The organism is Kitasatospora sp. NPDC004272 (assembly GCF_053603035.1).
On the sequence record NZ_JBSGET010000078.1, the window covers coordinates 1 to 17,771 of the forward strand.

Genomic DNA, 17,771 nt, shown 5'->3' on the forward strand with positions numbered 1-17,771 from the left:
ATCGAGCCACGCGGCCCCATCGAGACCGAAGCAGCACGCCGCCTCGCCGACGACCTCAACGATCAGTAATCAGCTAATTACCCCACACTTTCTGACCGCTCCCCGTCACGCACCGCCCGAGAGCCCCGGCCCGGTTCCCCGGTCCGGGGCTCCTCACTGTCCGCGACCGGCCGCCCCGAGCGGGGGCGGCCGGTCGCGGGCGGTCAGTCGTGCCAGGCGCCGAGCTCCTCCAGCCGGGCCTGCAGCGGCTCGAACACGCCGGGCGGGGCGGCGATCGTCAGCTCGCCGTCGGCGGGCAGGCCGGGCCGGGAGCCGGTGAGCGCGCCGGCCTCGGCGGCGATCAGCAGGCCCGCGGCGCGGTCCCAGGGGGCCAGGCCGCGCTCGTAGTAGCCGTCGAACCGGCCGGCCGCCAGGTCGCACAGGTCGACGGCGGCCGCGCCGCCGCGCCGCACGTCGCGCACCTCGCCCATCAGCGCGTGCAGCACCTCGGCCTGGCGCACCCGCCGCTCGCGCAGGTAGCCGAAGCCGGTGGCCACCAGCGCCCGCCCCCAGTCCGGGGCCGGCCGGACCGCCAGCGGGCGGTCGTCCAGGTACGCGCCGCCGCCGCGCACGGCCCGGAACAGCTCGTTCCGGGCGGGCACGAAGACCACGCCCACGACCGCCTCGCCGTCCAGCTCGGCGGCCACGCTGACCGCCCAGGAGGGCAGCCCGTACAGGTAGTTGACGGTGCCGTCGAGCGGGTCGACCACCCAGCGCACCCCGCTGGTGCCGGGGCGGTCGGCGCCCTCCTCGCCGAGGTAGCCGTCGTCCGGGCGGCGGGCGGAGATCAGCTCCAGCACCAGCTTTTCGGAGGCCAGGTCCATCTCGGTCACCACGTCCACCGGGCTGCTCTTGGTGGCGGCCACCCCGAGGTCCGCGGGCCGGCCGTCGCGGAGCAGCGCACCGGCCCGGGTGGCGGCCTCGACGGCGGTGGCGAGGAGTTCCTGCAGCAGGTCGTCGGTCACTGGTCTCGGTCCTTCGGGTCTCGGGCTTCGGCGGCGGCGGGGCGGGGGGCGCGCGGGTTGGGGCAGCAGGCGGCGGGGCACAGGTCGTGGCTGGGGCCGAGGGCGCCCAGGGCGCACCGGGTGACCGGCTCGCCGCGCCGGGCGGCGGCCCGCTCCAGCACCAACTCCCGGACGGCGGCGGCGAACCGCGGGTCGGCGCCGACGGTGGCGGCCCGGGCGACCGGCAGGCCGAGTTCGGCGGCCCTGGCCACCGCCTCGGTGTCCAGGTCGTACTTGACCTCCATGTGGTCGGAGACGAAGCCGATCGGCACCATGACCACGGCCGCGGCGCCGTCCGCGTGCTGCGCCGCCAGGTGGTCGCAGACGTCCGGTTCCAGCCACGGGACGTGCGGAGCGCCGGAGCGGCTCTGGTAGACCAGCTCCCAGGGGCGGTCGGCGACGCCGGTGCGCTCGGCCACCGCGGCGGCGACCAGCCGGGCCACCTCCAGGTGCTGGGCGACGTACGCGCCGCCGGGGGTGCCGCGGGCCGGGTCGTCGGGGGCGCCGGAGGTCTCGGCCATCGCGGTCGGGATCGAGTGCGTGGTGAACGCCAGCCGGGCGGCGTCCCGCACCCCGTCCGGGAGTCCGGCGAGCGCGCTGAGGGTGGCGTCGACCATCGGCTCGACGAAGCCGGGGTGGTTGTAGAAGTGCCGCAGCTTGTCCACGGTCAGCTCCGGGCGCCCCTCGGCGGCCAGCTGCGCCAGCGCGTCGGCCAGGTTCTCCCGGTACTGCCGGCAGCCCGAGTACCCGGCGTAGGCGCTGGTGGCCAGCACCAGCACCCGGCGGTGCCCGTGGTCGGCGATCTCCCGCAGGGTGTCCACCAGGTACGGGGCCCAGTTCCGGTTGCCCCAGTACACCGGCAGGTCCAGGCCCGCGTCGGCGAAGTCCTTGCGCAGCGCGGCCAGCAGTTCGCGGTTCTGCTCGTTGATCGGGCTGACCCCGCCGAACAGGAAGTAGTGCTTGCCGACCTCGGTCAGCCGCTCCTTCGGGATGCCCCGCCCCCGGGTGACGTTCTCCAGGAAGGGCACCACGTCCTCGGGGCCCTCCGGCCCGCCGAAGGACAGCAGCAGCAGCGCGTCGTACGGCGCGGGGTCGGTCGGGCTGGGGGTGCGCGTGTCGGACATGGCTCCGATCCTGCCACCCGGAACGGGCCGTCCGGTGCACGGGCGGCCCGGTGCGGCGCCCGCCCGGCGCCCGGCTTGTCCGCGAACAACCCGGATGCGGACGATCGACCCCACTTCGTAAGCTGTGTGCACCGTGGTCGCGCATTACCGATGGTTGCGTCCCCCACCCATCGGACTCCCCGTCCACCCGCCGCCCGCCCCACCCGACCCCCACGACGTCCGACGGAGCCGCCCCCCGTGCTGTCCAGCTACCGCCAGGTGTTCGCCGCCCCCGGCTCCCTGGCCTTCTCCTTCACCGGGCTGATCGCCCGCCTGCCGATCTCGATGACCGGGATCGGCATCGTCACGATGCTCGGCGAGATCAAGGACTCCTTCTGGCTCGGCGGGCTGCTCTCCGCCTTCCTCGCCGTCTCCGCGGCGCTGCTCGGCCCCCGGATCTCCCGCCTGGTCGACCGGTACGGGCAGCGCCGGATCGCCCTCCCCGCCACCGCCGTCACCGTGCTCTCCGCCGCCGGCCTGCTGCTCGGCGCCCACTACGGCCTGCCCGACTGGACGCTGTTCGTCTTCGCCGCCGGCATGGGCACGATGCCGAGCACCGGCTCGATGGTCCGCGCCCGCTGGGCCCACCTCTACCGGGACGAGCCGCCCAAGCTGCACACCGCGTACTCCTTCGAGGCCGTCGCGGACGAGATCTGCTTCATCGTCGGCCCGATCCTGGCCGCCACCCTGGCCACCTCGCTGTTCCCCGAGTCCGGTCTGCTGCTCGCCGGGGTCTTCCTGGTCGTCGGCGTCCTGCTGTTCACCGCCCAGCGCCGCACCGAGCCGCCCGCCCATCCGGTCGAGCACCGGGCCGACGGCTCCGTGGTGCGCGACAAGGGCCTGCAGACCCTGATCCTGACGCTCGGCGCGATCGGCGTGGTCTTCGGCTCCGTAGAGGTGGTCACCGTCGCCTTCGCCAAGGCCCAGGGGCACCCCGCCGCCTCCGGCTACGTCCTGGCCGTGTACGCGCTCGGCTCCTGCCTGGCCGGGGCGGTGTTCGGCGCGCTGAAGTTCACCGGCACGATGGACCGCCGCTTCCTGGCCGGCGTCGGCGTGATGGCCCTCGGGATGGCCCCGCTCGTAGTCGCCGCGCAACTGCTGCACGGCACCGCGGCCCTGGTGGGCGTCGGCGCCGCGCTCTTCCTCTCCGGCCTGGCCATCTCCCCCACCCTGATCACCGCCATGGCCCTGGTCGAACGGCTGGTCCCCGCTGCCCGGCTCACCGAGGGCATGACCTGGACCACCACCGGCCTCGCCCTCGGCGTCGCCGTCGGCTCCTCCGCCGCCGGCATCGTCGTCGACGCCGCCGGCAGCCCCCACGGCTACTGGGTCCCGCTGGCGGCCGCCCTCCTCGCCGCGACCGCCGCCTACGCGGGGCGCCCCCGCCTGCGCGAGCAGCTCGCGGCCGTGCGGGCACCCGCGGTGCCGGCAGCGGCCCGCTGAGAACGGCGGGAAGCGAAATCAGGGGCTCTCCCGCCCGTAGACCTGCGCGTTCGTTGTGACTACGCTCCCCGTACCCACCGGTAGAACCGGAAGGTAGGACGCGCACGAGCGGGAGGCTCTGGAGATGACCGAGGTCTGGCGGAACTGGGCGGGGAACCAGAGCGCGCGGCCCGCGCGGGTGGTGGCGCCGGGCTCGGTGGAGGAGCTCTCGGCGGCGGTGGTCGCCGCCGGCCGGGCCGGGCTGCCGGTGAAGGCGGTCGGGTCGGGGCACTCGTTCACGGCGATCGCGGCCGCCGGGGACGCGGTGCTGGTGCGCCCGGACCGCCTGACCGCCGTCCGCTCGATCGACCGCGCCGCCGGGACGGTCACCGTCGAGTCGGGTCTGCCGCTGCACAAGCTGAACCGCCTGCTCGCGGCCGCCGGCCTCTCGCTGACGAACATGGGCGACATCGAGGTGCAGACCGTCGCGGGCGCGACCAGCACCGGCACGCACGGCACCGGCCGGGACTCCGGCTCGCTCGCGGCGCAGATCGAGGCGGTCGAGATCGTCCTCGCGGACGGCTCGGTGCGGACCTGCTCGGCGACCGAGGACCCGGAGCTGTTCCAGGGCGCGCGGCTGGGCCTGGGCGCGCTGGGCGTGGTGAGCGCGCTGACCTTCGCGGTGGAGCCGATGTTCCTGCTGAGCGCGCACGAGAAGCCGATGGGCTTCGACGAGGTGCTGCACTCCTTCGACGACCTGACGGCCGTCAACGAGCACTTCGAGTTCTACTGGTTCCCGCACACCGACCGCTGCTCGACCAAGCGGAACAACCGCAGCCAGGGCCCGGCCGAGCCGCTGCCGAAGTTCAAGGCGTGGCTGGACGACGACTTCCTGTCCAACACGGTGTGGGAGGGCGCCTGCCGGGTGGGCCGCGCGCTCCCCGGCACGATCCCGGCCATCGCCAAGGTCGCCAGCCGGGCCTGGTCGGAGCGCCGGTTCACCGACCAGGCGTACAAGGTCTACACCAGCCCGCGCAAGGTGCGCTTCATAGAGATGGAGTACGCGGTGCCGCGCGAGGCGGCGACCGAGGTGCTGCGCGAACTGAAGGCGCTGGTCGAGCGCTCGGACTGGCGGATCAGCTTCCCGGTGGAGGTGCGGGTGGCCCCGGCGGACGACCTGTGGCTGTCCACCGCGAGCGGGCGGGACAGCGCGTACATCGCCGTCCACCTGTACCGGGGCACCCGCGAACTGTCCTACTTCACCGAGGTGGAGAAGCTGATGGCCGCCCACCGGGGGCGCCCGCACTGGGGCAAGCTGCACACCCGGGACGCCGAGTACCTCTCCTCGGTCTACCCGCACTTCGCCGACTTCACGGCGCTGCGCGACAAGGTCGACCCGGAGCGCCGGTTCGCCAACGACTACCTGCGCCGGGTGCTGGGCGCCTGACCCTCCCGGCCCGCCGCCGCCCCGTCAGCCGGACGGCTGCGCCGACCCGGGCCGCGCGTCCTGCGCGTCCGGGGTGGCGGACGGCGCGGGCGCCCCGCTCGCCGGGGCCTGCCCGGACGGCTGGGCCGGGCCGCTCGGCGAGGGCTGCGCGGACGCCGCCCCGGACGGCTCGGCCGAACCGCCCGGCACCGTCGGGGGGACGGCGGACGGCGAGGCCGGGTCGCCGGACGGGAACGGCCCGGCGGACGGCCCGGCGGACGGCGTGCCGCCCCGGTCCCCGTCCTCCGACCCCCGGTCGCCGTCCTCCGGCTGCCGGTCGCCGGACGGCCGCGAGGGGTTGAACGAGGTGCCGCCGCCGTCCTGTCCGGTGGTGATGTCGTGCATCGGCTTCCCGGCCGCGAGTTCCACCGCGACGATCGGCACCATCGCGAGCACGAACACCAGCCCGGAGACCGCCGCGTACGACTTCCACGTCCAGCGGCGTTTCGCGCGCAGCACCCGGGGGGCGTTCCAGTCCCGGCTGATTCCGTTCGCCGGAGCGGGCTTCGGGCGCGCGGCGGGAGTGGATTCGGTGCCGCGTTCCACCGCGTTGCGCAGTTGTTCCCCGGTGCGTTTGAAGAGGTGCTGGAAGAGCGCGCTTCCGATGGTCGCCCCCACCGAGACGACGGCCGCACCGAGTATCGTTCCGTACACTCCGAGTTCCGAAGCGAGTACCGCACCGGCCACCGCCGCCATGGCGCTCGCCGCCACCTGAGCGGCCGTCAGGTCGAGCCGTCTGCGTCCCGTCTCCTGCTCGGCCCGGTCCGGTCCGTGCGCGAACTGCTGGCTCCGCTGCGGCATCCCTGTCCCTCGGTCGGTGTGTCGGAATTTCGAACAAGCCTCTCCATCTTGCCCAAAGAAGGACACAAGGGTCGAAAATCCGGTTCTCGCCGGTCGATATATGTGAAGATGATCACCGTCCGTTGATCGTCGGCGGGTCAATGGGGTGCCCGGTCTTGAGATTCCGGTGATTCGCGGGAGACTTGAGCGGCGAGCCGCCCCTCCGGATGCCACGAATGGAGTACTGTTCGTGGAGCCTGAGCCTTCGGACTCGTTGTCGACGAACCGTCAGACGACTGGATCGGGCGCCCGGGTGCGATGTCGACCGTCGACGTGGCAAACAGGCAACCGTGCCACAGCGGCGCGCCCGGGTGAAAGCCCGACACGCCGGGTAACTCTGCAAGGTTGTGGCCACTCGCCAGCGGGCAGGCCACACTCAGTACGGGAGCAGCGACGCAGGTGACGTCGGCAGGCACCACCCGGGAGGTAACCGTGCCCGAACTGCGCGTCGTGGCCGTCAGCAACGACGGCACACGGCTGGTGCTCAAGGCTGCCGACAGCACGGAGTACACCCTGCCGATCGACGAGCGGCTGCGCGCCGCCGTCCGGGGTGACCGCCCGCGGCTCGGCCAGATCGAGATCGAGGTGGAGAGCCACCTCCGTCCCCGTGACATCCAGGCGCGGATACGAGCCGGTGCCTCCGCTGAGGAGGTCGCCCAGGCCGCCGGCATCTCGGTGGAACGCGTCCGCCGCTTCGAGGGCCCGGTGCTCGCCGAGCGCGCCTTCATGGCCGAGCGGGCCCGCAAGACGGCGATCCGCCGGCACGGCGAGTCCACCGGCCCGCAGCTCGGCGAGGCCGTCGCCGAGCGCCTCGCGCTGCGCGGCGCCGAGAAGGACACCGAGCGCTGGGACTCCTGGCGCCGCGACGACGGCACCTGGGAGGTCGTCCTCTGGTACCGCGCGGAGGGCGAGCACCGGCGGGCCGCCTGGTCCTACGACCCGCCGCGGCGGCTGGTCCAGCCCAACGACGACGAGGCCCGCGCGCTGATCGGCGAGAACGTCGAGCGCGAGGAGGACTCGGTCTTCCCGTTCATCCCGCGGATCGCCCGGCTCCCCCACGAGCGCCCGGCCCGCCCGATGATCGAGCGCCCCTCCGCCGACCGGATCATGCAGGTCCGCGAGGCGCGCGAGGCCACGGCCGCGGCCGCCACGGCGGCCGTCCCCGAGCGGGACTCCCTCACCAGCCTGCTGGACGTGGTCCCCTCCTACCGCGGCGACCTGACCCCGGTCGGTCCGAGCGTGGAGACCGCGGTCACCGAGGAGCCCGAGGAGATCGAGGAGACGGCGGCCCCCGCCGCGAGCGTCGGCGCGGGCTCCGCGTACGCGGACATCCTGATGCCGCGCTCGGTCGCCCCGCACCGGGACCGCCTGGTCGGCACCACCGACCGCCAGGCCGAGGCGGACGGCGTCCGCCCGGGGCGCCGGGCGACGGTGCCGAGCTGGGACGAGATCGTCTTCGGGTCGCGCCGCAAGAAGCCCGAATAACGGCTTCGCCGGAGGGCACCGCCAGGGGCTCGGGGAACGGCGAGCCCGGGTCCGCTGACGGTGCACTGCCGGAGCGCGCATCGGCTTCCGGTTCCGTTTGCGGCACGCAGCAGCACGGACCTCCGATGGGCTCCGGCCGGCAGCAGCATCGACCCGCCGTTCCCCGGGCCCCTGAATGCGCGTTCCGCCGTTCTTGCCCGGGCCCCGGCGGGTCTCCCCTCACTCCACGGGGTTGTCCGGGTTCGCGGACCACTCGCTCCAGGAGCCCGGGTAGAGCGCGACGCCCTCGTGGCCGGCCAGGGCGAGGGCGAGGATCTGGTGGGCGGCGGTGACGCCGGAGCCGCAGTAGACGGCGGTGCGGGCCGGGTCGGTGAGGTGGAGCGCGGCGAACCGCTCGACGAGCGCCGCCGGGGGCAGGAAGCGGCCGTCGGCGGCCAGGTTCTCGGTGGTGGGGGCGGAGGCGGCGCCGGGGATGTGGCCGGCCCGGGGGTCGATCGGTTCGGTCTCGCCGCGGTAGCGCTCGCCGGCCCGGGCGTCGAGCAGCAGGCCGGTGCGGGCGAGTTCGGCCGCACCGCTCGCGTCGACGGTGGGCAGGTGGCCGGGCTCGACCTTGAAGTCGCCGTCACCGGGGGCCGGGGTCTCGGTGCTGAGCGGGTGCCCGGCGGCGGTCCAGGCGGCGAGTCCGCCGTCGAGGACGCGGACGTCGCCGTGGCCGGCCCAGCGCAGCAGCCACCAGGCGCGGGCGGCGGAGAGCGCGGGCCCCGCGTCGTAGGCGACGACGGGGCGGTCGGCGGTGACGCCGGCCCGGCGCAGGGCGGTGGCCAGGCGCTCGGGGTCGGGCAGCGGGTGGCGGCCGGCCGGGCCGGGCGGGTCGGCGAGTTCGCGGTCGAGGTCGACGTAGTGCGCGCCGGGCAGGTGGCCCTTGGCGTACTCCTCGGCTCCGGGCGGGCCGCCGAGCGCCCAGCGGATGTCGAGCAGGACGGGCGGGTGCTCGGTGCCGAGCGCGTCGGCGAGTTCGGCGACGGTGATCAGGGGCGAGGTCATGCCGCCATTGTGGCGTGCGGGGGCGGCCGTCGGGGCGGGCTCGGCGATCGCGTCACCCGGTGAAACGTTCTCCCCCGCAGGACGCTCAGCCCTCGAAGGGGAGGACGTCCGGGGAGAGGACCGCGGCGCGGGAGGTGGCGGCGGTGAGGCGGCGGCGGTGGTGCCGGCGGCAGAGCACCTCGTAGCCGATCTCGTCCTCGTTGACGGCGACGTCCCCGACCACGACCTGCGCGCCCTCGACGACCATGACGCCGCCGACGGTGCGGGCGTTGTGGGTGGCCCGGGCGCCGCACCAGCAGAGCGCCTCGACCTGGAGGACCTCGACCCGGTCGGCGAGCTCGATCAGCCGCTGGGAGCCGGGGAAGAGCTTGGTGCGGAAGTCGGTGGTGATCCCGAAGGTGAACACATCGATTCCCAACTCGTCGACGATCCGGGCGAGTTGATCGATCTGTGCGGCGGAGAAGAACTGTGCCTCGTCGCAGATCAGGTAGTCGACCTTGCCGCCGGCCGAGAGCAGGTGGACGACGTACGCCTGGAACTCGAAGTCGTCGCCGACCTCGACGGCGTCGGCGCGCAGGCCGAGGCGGCTGGAGATGGTGGCGGTGCCGGCCCGGTCGTGGCGGGTGAAGATGATGCCCTGGCGGCCGCGGGCCGCGTGGTTGTGGTCCATCTGGAGGGCGAGCGTCGACTTGCCGCAGTCCATCGTGCCCGAGAAGAACACCAGTTCAGCCATGGGTGGGCAGCAGCCTTTCGGGCGAGGGGGTCAACGGGCGGGCTCAGCCGCGGACTTCGAGCAGCGGCACGAGCTGTTCGACGGGGGTCATCGAGCCGTGCAGGCCGACCATCTGGGACTCGCCGGGCTCGCTGCGGGTCGCGATGATCGCGATGTCGTCGCGGGCGGCGGCGACCACGTCGCCGATCCGGGGCAGCACCCGCTCGTCCACCGAGGGGCCGAACCAGCCCGCGGCGACGGCCTGTTCGCGGGTGGCGACCCACATCTGCTCGCCGAGCACCTCGCTCCACACGGCGTGCACGTCGGCGGCCGCGCCGGGGTGGGCGTAGACGTGGCGGGCCCGGCCCTCGCCGCCGAGCAGGGCGACGCCGGCCGACAGCTCCCAGTCGTCGTCGAAGTCGATCCGGTTCTCCGGGGCGATGTCGATCATGCCGTGGTCCGCGGTGACGTACAGCGCGGAGCGCGGCGGGAGCTGCTCGGCGAAGCGGCGGGCGAGGCGGTCGACCGTGAAGAGGGTGAGCCGCCACTCGTCGGAGGCGACGCCGAACCGGTGCCCGGCGGCGTCGAGTTCGCTCAGGTACGTGTAGACCAGGGCGCGGTCGTGCTCGGCCAGCCAGGCGGCGGCCCGGTCGATGCGCTCCTCGCCGGTGGTGCGGCCGAGGAAGGTGCCGCCGGAGAGCGCGACCTGGGTCAGCGGGGTGGAGGCGAACAGCGGGGAGGAAACCTGGGCGGTGGCCACCCCGGCCTGGTGGGCCCGTTCGAAGACGGTGGGGTACGGCTGCCAGGCGTGCGGGTCGACCGGCGGGTTCCAGCGCAGCTGGTTCATCAGCCGGCCGCTCTCCGGGATCATCACCGTGTACCCGGCCAGGCCGTGCTGCCCGGGCGGCAGGCCGGTGCCGACCGAGGCCAGCGAGGTGGCGGTGGTGGACGGGAAGCCGGCGGTGATCGGGGCGTGCCCGGCGGTCAGCGAGTTGAGGAAGGGCGCCCAGTCGGGGTTGGCCCGGATCAGCTCCCAGCCGAGGCCGTCGACCAGGAACACGCAGACCCGGTCGGCGGGTTCGAGCGGCAGCGCGGGGCGGTAGCCGGGCACGCCGAGGCCCGCCGCGAGGGTGGGCAGCAGGTCGGAGAGCGAGGCGCAGCCGTAGCGCGGGGCGGGGGCGTCGGCCGGGTCGAGCGGGTCGAAATGGTCCTCGTGGTGCATGCCGGTCAGCCGTTGGCCACGGTCGCCTCGGACAGCGCCCGGGCGAACACCAGCGCCTGGGCGACCGTCTCCGGTCCGTCCCCGGCCTCGCTGACCCGCAGCGACAGGTCGTCGGCGGTGGCGGAGCCGGTGTAGCCGTGGTCGGCGTCGCAGTTCGGGTCGGAGCAGCCGGCCGGCTCCAGGTCGAGGCGCTGCACGGCGCCCCAGCCGATGGTGAGGACGACCTCGCGCGGCGGGGTGCCGGGGGTGTACGTCTCGGGGTTGGCGACCATCCGGCTGACCACGACGGAGGTGATCCGGTCGAGGCGGACCGTCTCGGTGGAGGTGGTGGCGTACGGGACGGGGGTGGCCGCGTCGCCGTTCTGCTCGTCGGTGTGGCTGACCACGAAGCGGGACGCGGTGAGCACCAGCACGGTGACGTGCCGGCGGACCTCGTTGGCGTCGAAGGTGGTCTCCTGGTGCACCAGGTACGAGGTGATCGGCTCGGGGCCCACCGCGGACTCCACCGCCTCGGAGACCAGCGCCGGGTAGTAGCCGCTGCGCTCGATCGCGGACCGCAGGTCCTGCGTGGTGGTACCGGTCTTCGCCATATCTCCATCCTGGCATGTCCCGCCGCTGCGGCGGGTGGCACTGCGCCGGGTCGCCCGGCCTTCACCGCTCCGGGGGCCGCCCGGTCCTGCCGAGCGGGCAACCACGCAAGATTACAGCGTGCTCATGGCGCGCGGCCCCAGATCGGTGCGGACCGGCAGCGGGGCGATCCGGACCCGGGCGCCGAGCACCGCCAGGCCGTGCGGGGCCACCACGACGGGCTCCAGGTCGACCGAGGCGACCTCGGGCAGGTCGTCGACGAGGCTGGAGACCCGCAGCAGCACCTCCTCCAGCGCGTCGGTGTCCACCGCCTCGGCGCCGCGCCAGCCGAACAGCAGCGGGGCGGCCCGCACTTCGCGGATCAGCTCGGCAACGTCCCGGTCGGTGGCCGGGACGAGGCGGTGGGAGACGTCGCCGAGCAGTTCGGCGGGGGCGCCGGAGAGGCCGAAGGACAGGATGGTGCCGACGGCCGGGTCGACGGCCGCACCGATCACGGTGTCCACGCCGCGCGGGGCGAGCCGCTGGACCACCAGTTCGGCCTGCCCGGCGCCGCCCAGCAGCGCGTCCAGTTCGCGGTGGGCGCGGCGCAGTTCGGCCTCGCCGGTCAGGTCGAGCCGGACGCTGCCCAGGTCGGGGCGGTGCCGCAGGTGCTCGGCGGTGGCCTTCAGGGCGACGGGGTAGCCCAGGGCGGCGGCGGCCTTGACGGCGCTCGCCTCGTCGGGGGCGGGCAGCGTCGGGCTGACCGGGATGCCGTAGTGGCCGAGCAGTTCGGCGGCCTCGGCGTCGGGCAGGGTGACCCGGGCGCCGCCGGCCTGCAGCCGGGCGGCGACCGCCTCCCGGCTGCTGAGCGCCCGCTCGACCAGGGCGCGGGCGGCGTTCTCGTCGACGCCGTCCAGTTCGGGGACCCGGGCGGTCTCCTCGGCCTCCGCGCTGCGGCGGCGCCACTTCGCGTAGCGGACGGCGTCGGCCAGCGCGTGCACGGCCCGCTCGGGGGCCGGGTAGGCGGGCACTCCCCCGGCGCGCAGCCGGGCGACCAGTGCGGGCAGCGCGAGGTGGGCGAGCAGCAGCGGCTTGCCGAGTTCCCGGCCGCGGGCGGCCGCGTCCAGCAGGGCCCGGGCGATCTCCGGCTCGTCCTCGACGAGTTCGGGGGCGGCGCCGGCGCCCTGCACGCCGATCGGCGGGATGGCGACGGCGATCACCGCGTCGGTGCCCGGGTCGGCGAGCGCGGTGTCCAGGGCGATCCGGAAGTTCTCGCCGGTGGCGCCGGTGGTCAGGTCGACGGGGGTGCGGGGGCGCAGTCCGGCGCTCAGGCAGGTGTCGTAGGTGAGCAGGCCGAGCGAGTCGGAGTTCCCGACGACGGCGATCCGGTTGCCCCGCGGCAGCGGTTGTCCGGCGAGCAGTTCGCCGGTGTCGAAGAGTTCGGTGATGGTGTCGACCCGGATCACGCCGGCCTGTTGGAACAGGGCGTCCACGGTGGCGTCGCGCAGCCGGGTCGCGGCGGGCTGGACGGCGTGGCCGGGCGGCAGGCTGCCGGTGTGCCGGGCGCCCTTGAGCACCACCACCGGCTTGGCGGCGGCCAGCCGGCGGGCGATCCGGGTGAACTTGCGCGGGTTGCCGAAGGACTCCAGGTAGAGCAGCACCACCTCGGTGGCGTCGTCCTCCTCCCAGTACTGCAGCAGGTCGTTGCCGGAGACGTCGGCCCGGTTGCCGACCGAGGCGAACGAGGAGACGCCCATCCCGCGCCGGTGCGCGGCCTCCAGCAGGGCCACCCCGATCGCCCCGGACTGGCAGAACACGCCGAACGGGCCGCGCTCGGGCAGCACGGGGGCCAGCGAGGCGTTCAGCCGGTGCCCGGGGTCGGTGTTGAGCAGGCCGAACGCGTTCGGGCCGATCACCCGCATGCCGGCCGCCCGGGCCTGCCGCACCAGCGCGCGCTGCTTGTCCCGCCCGTCCGGCCCGGTCTCCGCGTACCCGGCGCTCACCACCACCAGGCCCTGCACGCCGTGCGCCCCGCACTCGGCGACCGTGCCGGGGACGGACGGCTCGGGCACCGCGATCACCGCGAGGTCCACCGGCCCGGGGACGTCCAGCACCGAGCGGTGGGTCGGCACGCCCTCCAGCACGGTGCCCGGCTCGGCGTCCCGGTTCACCGCGTACACCGGGCCGTCGAAGCCGGAGCGGACGTCGCGCAGCAGCGCCCGGCCGACCGACTGCGGGTTGCGCGAGACGCCGACCACGGCGATCGAACGGGGCGTCAGCAGCCGCTGCACGGAACGGGCTTCGGCCCGGTGCTCGCGGGCGCGCATCACCGCCAGCGAGGCGGCGGTCGGCTCCAGGTCGAACTCCAGGTGCACCACGCCGTCGGCGAAGCTGCGGCGCTGGGTGTAGCCGGCGTCGGTGAAGACCTTCACCATCTTCCGGTTCTCCGGCAGCACCTCGGCGGTGAACCGGCGGATGCCGCGCTCCTGCGCGACGGCGGCGATGTGCTCCAGCAGCGCGGAGGCGATGCCCCGGCCCTGGTGCGCGTCCTGCACCAGGAAGGCGACCTCGGCGTCGGTGCCGGTGGTGGACGGCATCCCGTCCTTGTCGGTCCGGTCGTAGCGGACGGTGGCGACGAACCTGTCCCGCACCACCAGCGCCAGGCCGACCCGGTTCACGTAGTCGTGCCGGGTGAAGCGGCGGACGTCCTTGTCGGACAGCTGCGGGTAGGGGGCGAAGAAGCGGAAGTACTTCGACCGGTCCGAGACCTGCTCGTAGAACTCCACCAGGCGGTCGGCGTCGTCCGCCGTGATCGGCCGGATCCGGGCCGTCCCGCCGTCCCGCAGCAGGACGTCCGCCTCCCAGTGCTGCGGGTACCCGTTGTCCGCCTGCGCGCGCTCGTGCTCCACGCCCGCCAGCGTAGTCGTCGGCGAGCCTGGTGGCGCCAGGCGTGCCGGGCACGGCACGCTGGCCCTGCGGCCGCTCCCGCGCCACCGAGCCCGCGGTGCGACGGCGTGCAACACTGGTCTAGACAACCCTGCACCACCCTGCACCACCTGAAAGGCACCTCTCATGGCTGAGCGCCGCGTCACCATCGGTTGGGCCGAGGGCCTGCACGCCCGTCCCGCCTCCGTCTTCGTCAAGGCCGTCACCTCCACCGGCGTCCCGATGACCATCGCCAAGGAGGGCGGCACCCCCGTCAACGCCGGCTCCATGCTCGGCCTGCTCGCCCTCGGCGCGGGCGGCGGCGACACCGTCGTCCTGGCCGCCGACGCGGACGGCGCCGACGCCGCGCTCGACCGCGTCGCCAAGCTCGTCCAGGAGGGCCTGGACGAGCTGCCCGCCGCCTAGCAACAAGAGCGCCGCCAGAGGCTCGGGAGCACACCGTCAGGGGCCCGGGGAACGGCGGGGCCCGGTCTGCTCACGGTTCACTGCCGGAGCGCGCATCGGCTTCCGGTTCCGTTCGAGGCACGCAGCAGCGCGACCCTCCGATGGGCTCCGGCCACCGGCAGCACGAACCCGCCGTTCCCCGGGCCCCTGACGGTGCTCCCACCGCTCAGCTGCCCGCGAGGGCCCACCCCGCCGCCTCGCGGCGGGCCCCCGGGAGGAGCAGCGGGACGCCCAGGAGCAGCGCGGCGCCGACGAAGTAGGGGGCGCGGGGCCCCCACTGCTGGGCGAGGACGCCCGCGAGGGCGGCGCCCGCCGCGCCGGCGGCGCCGAAGACGAGCTGGTAGGCCATGGCCACCCGGCCCAGCAGGCGGGAGGGGACCTGGGCCTGCCGGAGGGTCAGTCCGGCGATCATCCAGGTGAATTCGGTGAGGCCGTAGGCGGCGACGCCGAGGCCCGCGACCGCGGGGGCGGGGGCGAGCGCCACCAGCAGCGCGCAGGCCGCCGAGCCGAGCGCTCCGGCGACCATGGTGGTGCGGACGCCCCAGCGCCGCAGCAGTCGCGGGGTGAGGGCGCTGCCGAGCAGGCCGCCGACGGCGAAGGCGGCGATCAGCAGGGCGAAGCCGGTGGGGCCGAGGTGCTGGACGCGGCCGGTGTAGAGGACCAGGACGGCGATCAGTCCGGAGGAGACCGCGCCCGAGAGGCCGCCGGCCAGGCAGAGCCGGAACAGGACGGGGCGGTCGCGCAGCCAGCGCAGCGCCTCGGCGACCTGCCGCCCCATCGGGGTCGGCCCGGCGGCGTCCGGTGCCGGGCCGGGGCGGAAGTCTCCGCGCAGCAGCAGGACCAGGGCGGCCGCGCCGGCGAAGGAGAGGCTGTCGACGGCGAACGGGAGCGCCGCGGCCAGGGCGAACAGCACCGCGCCGAGCGGGGTGCCCAGCAGGGTGTCGCTGATCAGGGCGCCGGCCTGCATCCGGGCGTTGGCCCGGGCCCGCCCCTCGGGCGGGACCAGGGTGGGGACCATGCCGGCCCAGCCGGCGCCGTAGATGACCTCGCCGGTGCCGAGCAGCAGCGCGGCCAGGACCAGCCAGCCGATCCGGGCCGTCCCGGTGGCGACCGCGACGGCGAGCGCGCCGACCACGAGGGCGCGGGCGGCGTCGGCTCGGAAGAGCATGCGGCGGCGGTCGAACCGGTCGGCCCAGGCCCCGGCGGGGAGGGCGAGCAGCAGCGAGGGCAGCTGGCCGGCCAGGGCGACCAGGGCGATCAGCCGGGCGTCGTCGGTGAGGCGGACGGCGAGCAGCGGGAGGGCGACGAAGCGCATGCCGCTGCCGAGGCTGGATATGGTGACGGACGCCCAGAGGACGGGGAAGCCGCGGGAGAACATGAACAAAAATATCGTTCACGTTTTCCCGCCGCGTCAAGACACCCGCCCGCCCGGCACCGTACGAGGAGAGTGAGCCCGCCGTGTCCCCCCTGGTCCGCGAGCCCCAGCAGCAGCGCAGCCGCGAGAAGTTCGCCCGCATCCTGGCCACCGCCGCCCGGCTGCTGGACACCGTGCCGTTCGACCAGCTCAGCACCAAGCAGATCGCGGCCGAGGCCGGGATGTCCGTTGGGGCGCTGTACCGGTTCTTCCCGGACAAGGAGGCGGTGCTGGAAACGCTGGAGCGCAGCTGGATGGAGGGCGACCTGCGGTTGCTGGCCGCCGTCACCGACCCGGCGGCGGTGGCCGCCTGCGCGTCGTCCGAGCGGTTCCTCGCCCGGGTGGTCGAGGCGTACGCGGACCGGTTCCGGACCCTGCCCGGCTACCGGCACGTGTGGTTCCACGTGGCGAAGGTCCCCGCGCTGGCGAGCGAGGGGGACGAGGTGGACCGGCGGATCGTCGAGCGCCTGCACGAGGTACTGGTGGCCTCGTACCGGCTGGCCGACACGGCCGAGACCCGCCGTCGGACGGGTCTGGCCGTGTCGGTGGCCGTGCGGATGCTCGGCATGGCGTTCCAGGAGGACCCGCAGGGCGACCCGGAGATCCTGGCGGACACCGCGCTGATGATGGACCGGTACCTCTTCGCGCCGGCCCGCCCCGCCGCCGACTGACACCGCGTCAGCCCTTCACGCAGATCACCTGTTTGAGGTGCGCGACCACCTCGACCAGGTCCCGCTGCTGCTCGATGACCTTCTCGATCGACTTGTAGGCGCCGGGGATCTCGTCGACCACGCCGGAGTCCTTGCGGCACTCGACGCCCGCCGTCTGCGCGACCAGGTCCTCCGTGGTGAAGCGCTTCTTGGCGGCGCTGCGGCTCATCTTCCGGCCCGCGCCGTGCGAGGCCGAGTTGAACGAGTCCGCGTTGCCCAGGCCCTTCACGATGTACGAGCCGGTGCCCATCGAGCCCGGGATGATGCCGTACTCGCCGGAGCCGGCCCGGATCGCGCCCTTGCGGGTGACCAGCAGGTCGACGCCGTCGTAGCGCTCCTCGGCCACGTAGTTGTGGTGGCAGGAGATCATCTCGCCGAACACGGCCTTGGCCTTGGGCAGTTCGCGGCGGACCGCGTCCTGGAACAGGGCCATCATCAGCGCCCGGTTGTGCTTGGCGTACTCCTGCGCCCAGAACAGGTCCGAGCGGTAGGCGGCCATCTGCGGGGTGTCCGAGATGAAGACCGCCAGGTCCCGGTCGATCAGGCCCTGGTTGTGCGGCAGCGCCTGGGCGATCGACATGTGGTGCTCGGCGAGCTCCTTGCCGATGTTGCGCGAACCGGAGTGCAGCATCAGCCAGACCGCGCCCTCGTCGTCCAGGCACAGCTCGATGAAGTGGTTGCCGCCGCCGAGCGTGGCCATCTGCTGGGCGGCCCGCTCGCGCCGCCAGCGCACGTCGGGGGCGATGCCGTCGAAGCGCTGCCAGAAGTCGTCCCAGCCGGCGGTGCGCAGGCCGTGCAGCTTGCCCGGGTCGACCGGGTCGGTGTGCAGGCCGCGGCCGACCGGGATGGCCCGCTCGATCCGCTGGCGCAGGTGCGACAGGTCGTCGGGCAGGTCCTTCGCGGTGAGCGAGGACTTCACGGCCGTCATCCCGCAGCCGATGTCGACGCCGACCGCGGCCGGGCAGACCGCGCCCTTCATCGCGATGACGGAGCCGACCGTCGCGCCCTTGCCCAGGTGGACGTCCGGCATCACGGCGAGGCCGTGCAGCCAGGGCAGCGTGCTGATGTTGCGCAGTTGCTGCATCGCCTGGCCCTCGACGGTGGCCGGGTCGGTCCACATCCGGATCGGGACGCGGACGCCGGGTACCTCGGTGTACGACATGGGGGTTCGACCTCCTGGGTCGGGTGGGTTCGCGGTGCCGCACGAAGGGGCCCGGTGCGGCGGCGGGGAAGATCGGGGGCGGCCCGGCGTGCCGGGACCGCGGGCAGCGGA

At 74.5% G+C, this 17,771-nt stretch carries 15 protein-coding genes; 5 read left to right on the forward strand and 10 right to left on the reverse strand.

Translation table 11 applies throughout. The annotated features are described in order from the left end of the window. Positions 1-203: 203 nt before the first annotated feature. The gene (locus ACWEO5_RS23110; protein ID WP_344552592.1) at positions 204-1,004 is read right to left on the reverse strand and encodes an inositol monophosphatase family protein; all 801 of its coding nucleotides are present in this window, start codon (positions 1,002-1,004) and stop codon (positions 204-206) included. After that, positions 1,001-2,167 carry a ferrochelatase gene (locus ACWEO5_RS23115; RefSeq protein ID WP_452164191.1) on the reverse strand — a complete coding sequence of 389 codons (1,167 nt, stop codon included), beginning with the start codon at positions 2,165-2,167 and terminating at the stop codon, positions 1,001-1,003. Before ACWEO5_RS23115 ends, ACWEO5_RS23110 begins: the two co-directional genes overlap by 4 nt. A 237-nt stretch (positions 2,168-2,404) precedes the next feature. Here ACWEO5_RS23115 and ACWEO5_RS23120 point away from each other — a divergent pair, with 237 nt between their 5' ends. Next, positions 2,405-3,649, forward strand: a complete 1,245-nt coding sequence (locus ACWEO5_RS23120; RefSeq protein ID WP_344552595.1) for an MFS transporter — start codon at positions 2,405-2,407, stop codon at positions 3,647-3,649. Between the two features lie 124 nt (positions 3,650-3,773). Continuing rightward, the gene (locus ACWEO5_RS23125; protein ID WP_452164192.1) at positions 3,774-5,075 is read left to right on the forward strand and encodes a D-arabinono-1,4-lactone oxidase; all 1,302 of its coding nucleotides are present in this window, start codon (positions 3,774-3,776) and stop codon (positions 5,073-5,075) included. A 24-nt stretch (positions 5,076-5,099) separates the two neighbouring features. On the opposite strand, the gene ACWEO5_RS23130 is transcribed toward ACWEO5_RS23125, so the two are convergent. Then, positions 5,100-5,915, reverse strand: coding sequence for a hypothetical protein (locus ACWEO5_RS23130; RefSeq protein ID WP_452164193.1), 816 nt, complete (start codon positions 5,913-5,915; stop codon positions 5,100-5,102). 438 nt (positions 5,916-6,353) lie between these two features. On the opposite strand from ACWEO5_RS23130, the gene sepH reads away from it, so the two are divergent. Continuing rightward, positions 6,354-7,439: a septation protein SepH gene (gene sepH, locus ACWEO5_RS23135; protein WP_452164194.1), complete on the forward strand. Its 1,086-nt coding sequence runs from the start codon at positions 6,354-6,356 to the stop codon at positions 7,437-7,439. Positions 7,440-7,658: 219 nt separating this feature from the next. Here the strand turns inward: sepH and ACWEO5_RS23140 are convergent, their stop codons facing one another. The 5 genes from ACWEO5_RS23140 to ACWEO5_RS23160 all read right to left on the reverse strand — a co-directional run bounded on the left by ACWEO5_RS23140 (position 7,659) and on the right by ACWEO5_RS23160 (position 13,893). Beyond that, the gene (locus ACWEO5_RS23140; RefSeq protein ID WP_452164195.1) at positions 7,659-8,483 is read right to left on the reverse strand and encodes a sulfurtransferase; all 825 of its coding nucleotides are present in this window, start codon (positions 8,481-8,483) and stop codon (positions 7,659-7,661) included. Positions 8,484-8,568: 85 nt separating this feature from the next. Then, positions 8,569-9,216 (reverse strand): thymidine kinase, encoded by a 648-nt coding sequence (locus tag ACWEO5_RS23145; protein ID WP_344552601.1) that lies wholly within the window; start codon positions 9,214-9,216, stop codon positions 8,569-8,571. Between the two features lie 43 nt (positions 9,217-9,259). After that, positions 9,260-10,417 carry an alkaline phosphatase family protein gene (locus tag ACWEO5_RS23150; RefSeq protein ID WP_452164196.1) on the reverse strand — a complete coding sequence of 386 codons (1,158 nt, stop codon included), beginning with the start codon at positions 10,415-10,417 and terminating at the stop codon, positions 9,260-9,262. A 5-nt stretch (positions 10,418-10,422) separates the two neighbouring features. Further along, positions 10,423-11,007 carry a DUF5998 family protein gene (locus ACWEO5_RS23155; protein WP_014138494.1) on the reverse strand — a complete coding sequence of 195 codons (585 nt, stop codon included), beginning with the start codon at positions 11,005-11,007 and terminating at the stop codon, positions 10,423-10,425. Positions 11,008-11,118: 111 nt separating this feature from the next. Further along, positions 11,119-13,893 (reverse strand): bifunctional acetate--CoA ligase family protein/GNAT family N-acetyltransferase, encoded by a 2,775-nt coding sequence (locus ACWEO5_RS23160; RefSeq protein WP_452164197.1) that lies wholly within the window; start codon positions 13,891-13,893, stop codon positions 11,119-11,121. A gap of 163 nt (positions 13,894-14,056) precedes the next feature. Here ACWEO5_RS23160 and ACWEO5_RS23165 point away from each other — a divergent pair, with 163 nt between their 5' ends. After that, entirely contained in the window at positions 14,057-14,335 is a 279-nt protein-coding gene (locus tag ACWEO5_RS23165) for an HPr family phosphocarrier protein (RefSeq protein WP_452164198.1), read from the forward strand. A gap of 205 nt (positions 14,336-14,540) precedes the next feature. On the opposite strand, the gene ACWEO5_RS23170 is transcribed toward ACWEO5_RS23165, so the two are convergent. Beyond that, the gene (locus ACWEO5_RS23170; RefSeq protein ID WP_452164199.1) at positions 14,541-15,752 is read right to left on the reverse strand and encodes an MFS transporter; all 1,212 of its coding nucleotides are present in this window, start codon (positions 15,750-15,752) and stop codon (positions 14,541-14,543) included. Positions 15,753-15,832: 80 nt separating this feature from the next. Here ACWEO5_RS23170 and ACWEO5_RS23175 point away from each other — a divergent pair, with 80 nt between their 5' ends. Further along, positions 15,833-16,459, forward strand: coding sequence for a TetR/AcrR family transcriptional regulator (locus ACWEO5_RS23175; RefSeq protein WP_452164200.1), 627 nt, complete (start codon positions 15,833-15,835; stop codon positions 16,457-16,459). Between the two features lie 7 nt (positions 16,460-16,466). On the opposite strand, the gene ACWEO5_RS23180 is transcribed toward ACWEO5_RS23175, so the two are convergent. Then, positions 16,467-17,660, reverse strand: coding sequence for an RtcB family protein (locus ACWEO5_RS23180; protein WP_452164201.1), 1,194 nt, complete (start codon positions 17,658-17,660; stop codon positions 16,467-16,469). Positions 17,661-17,771: the final 111 nt, after the last annotated feature.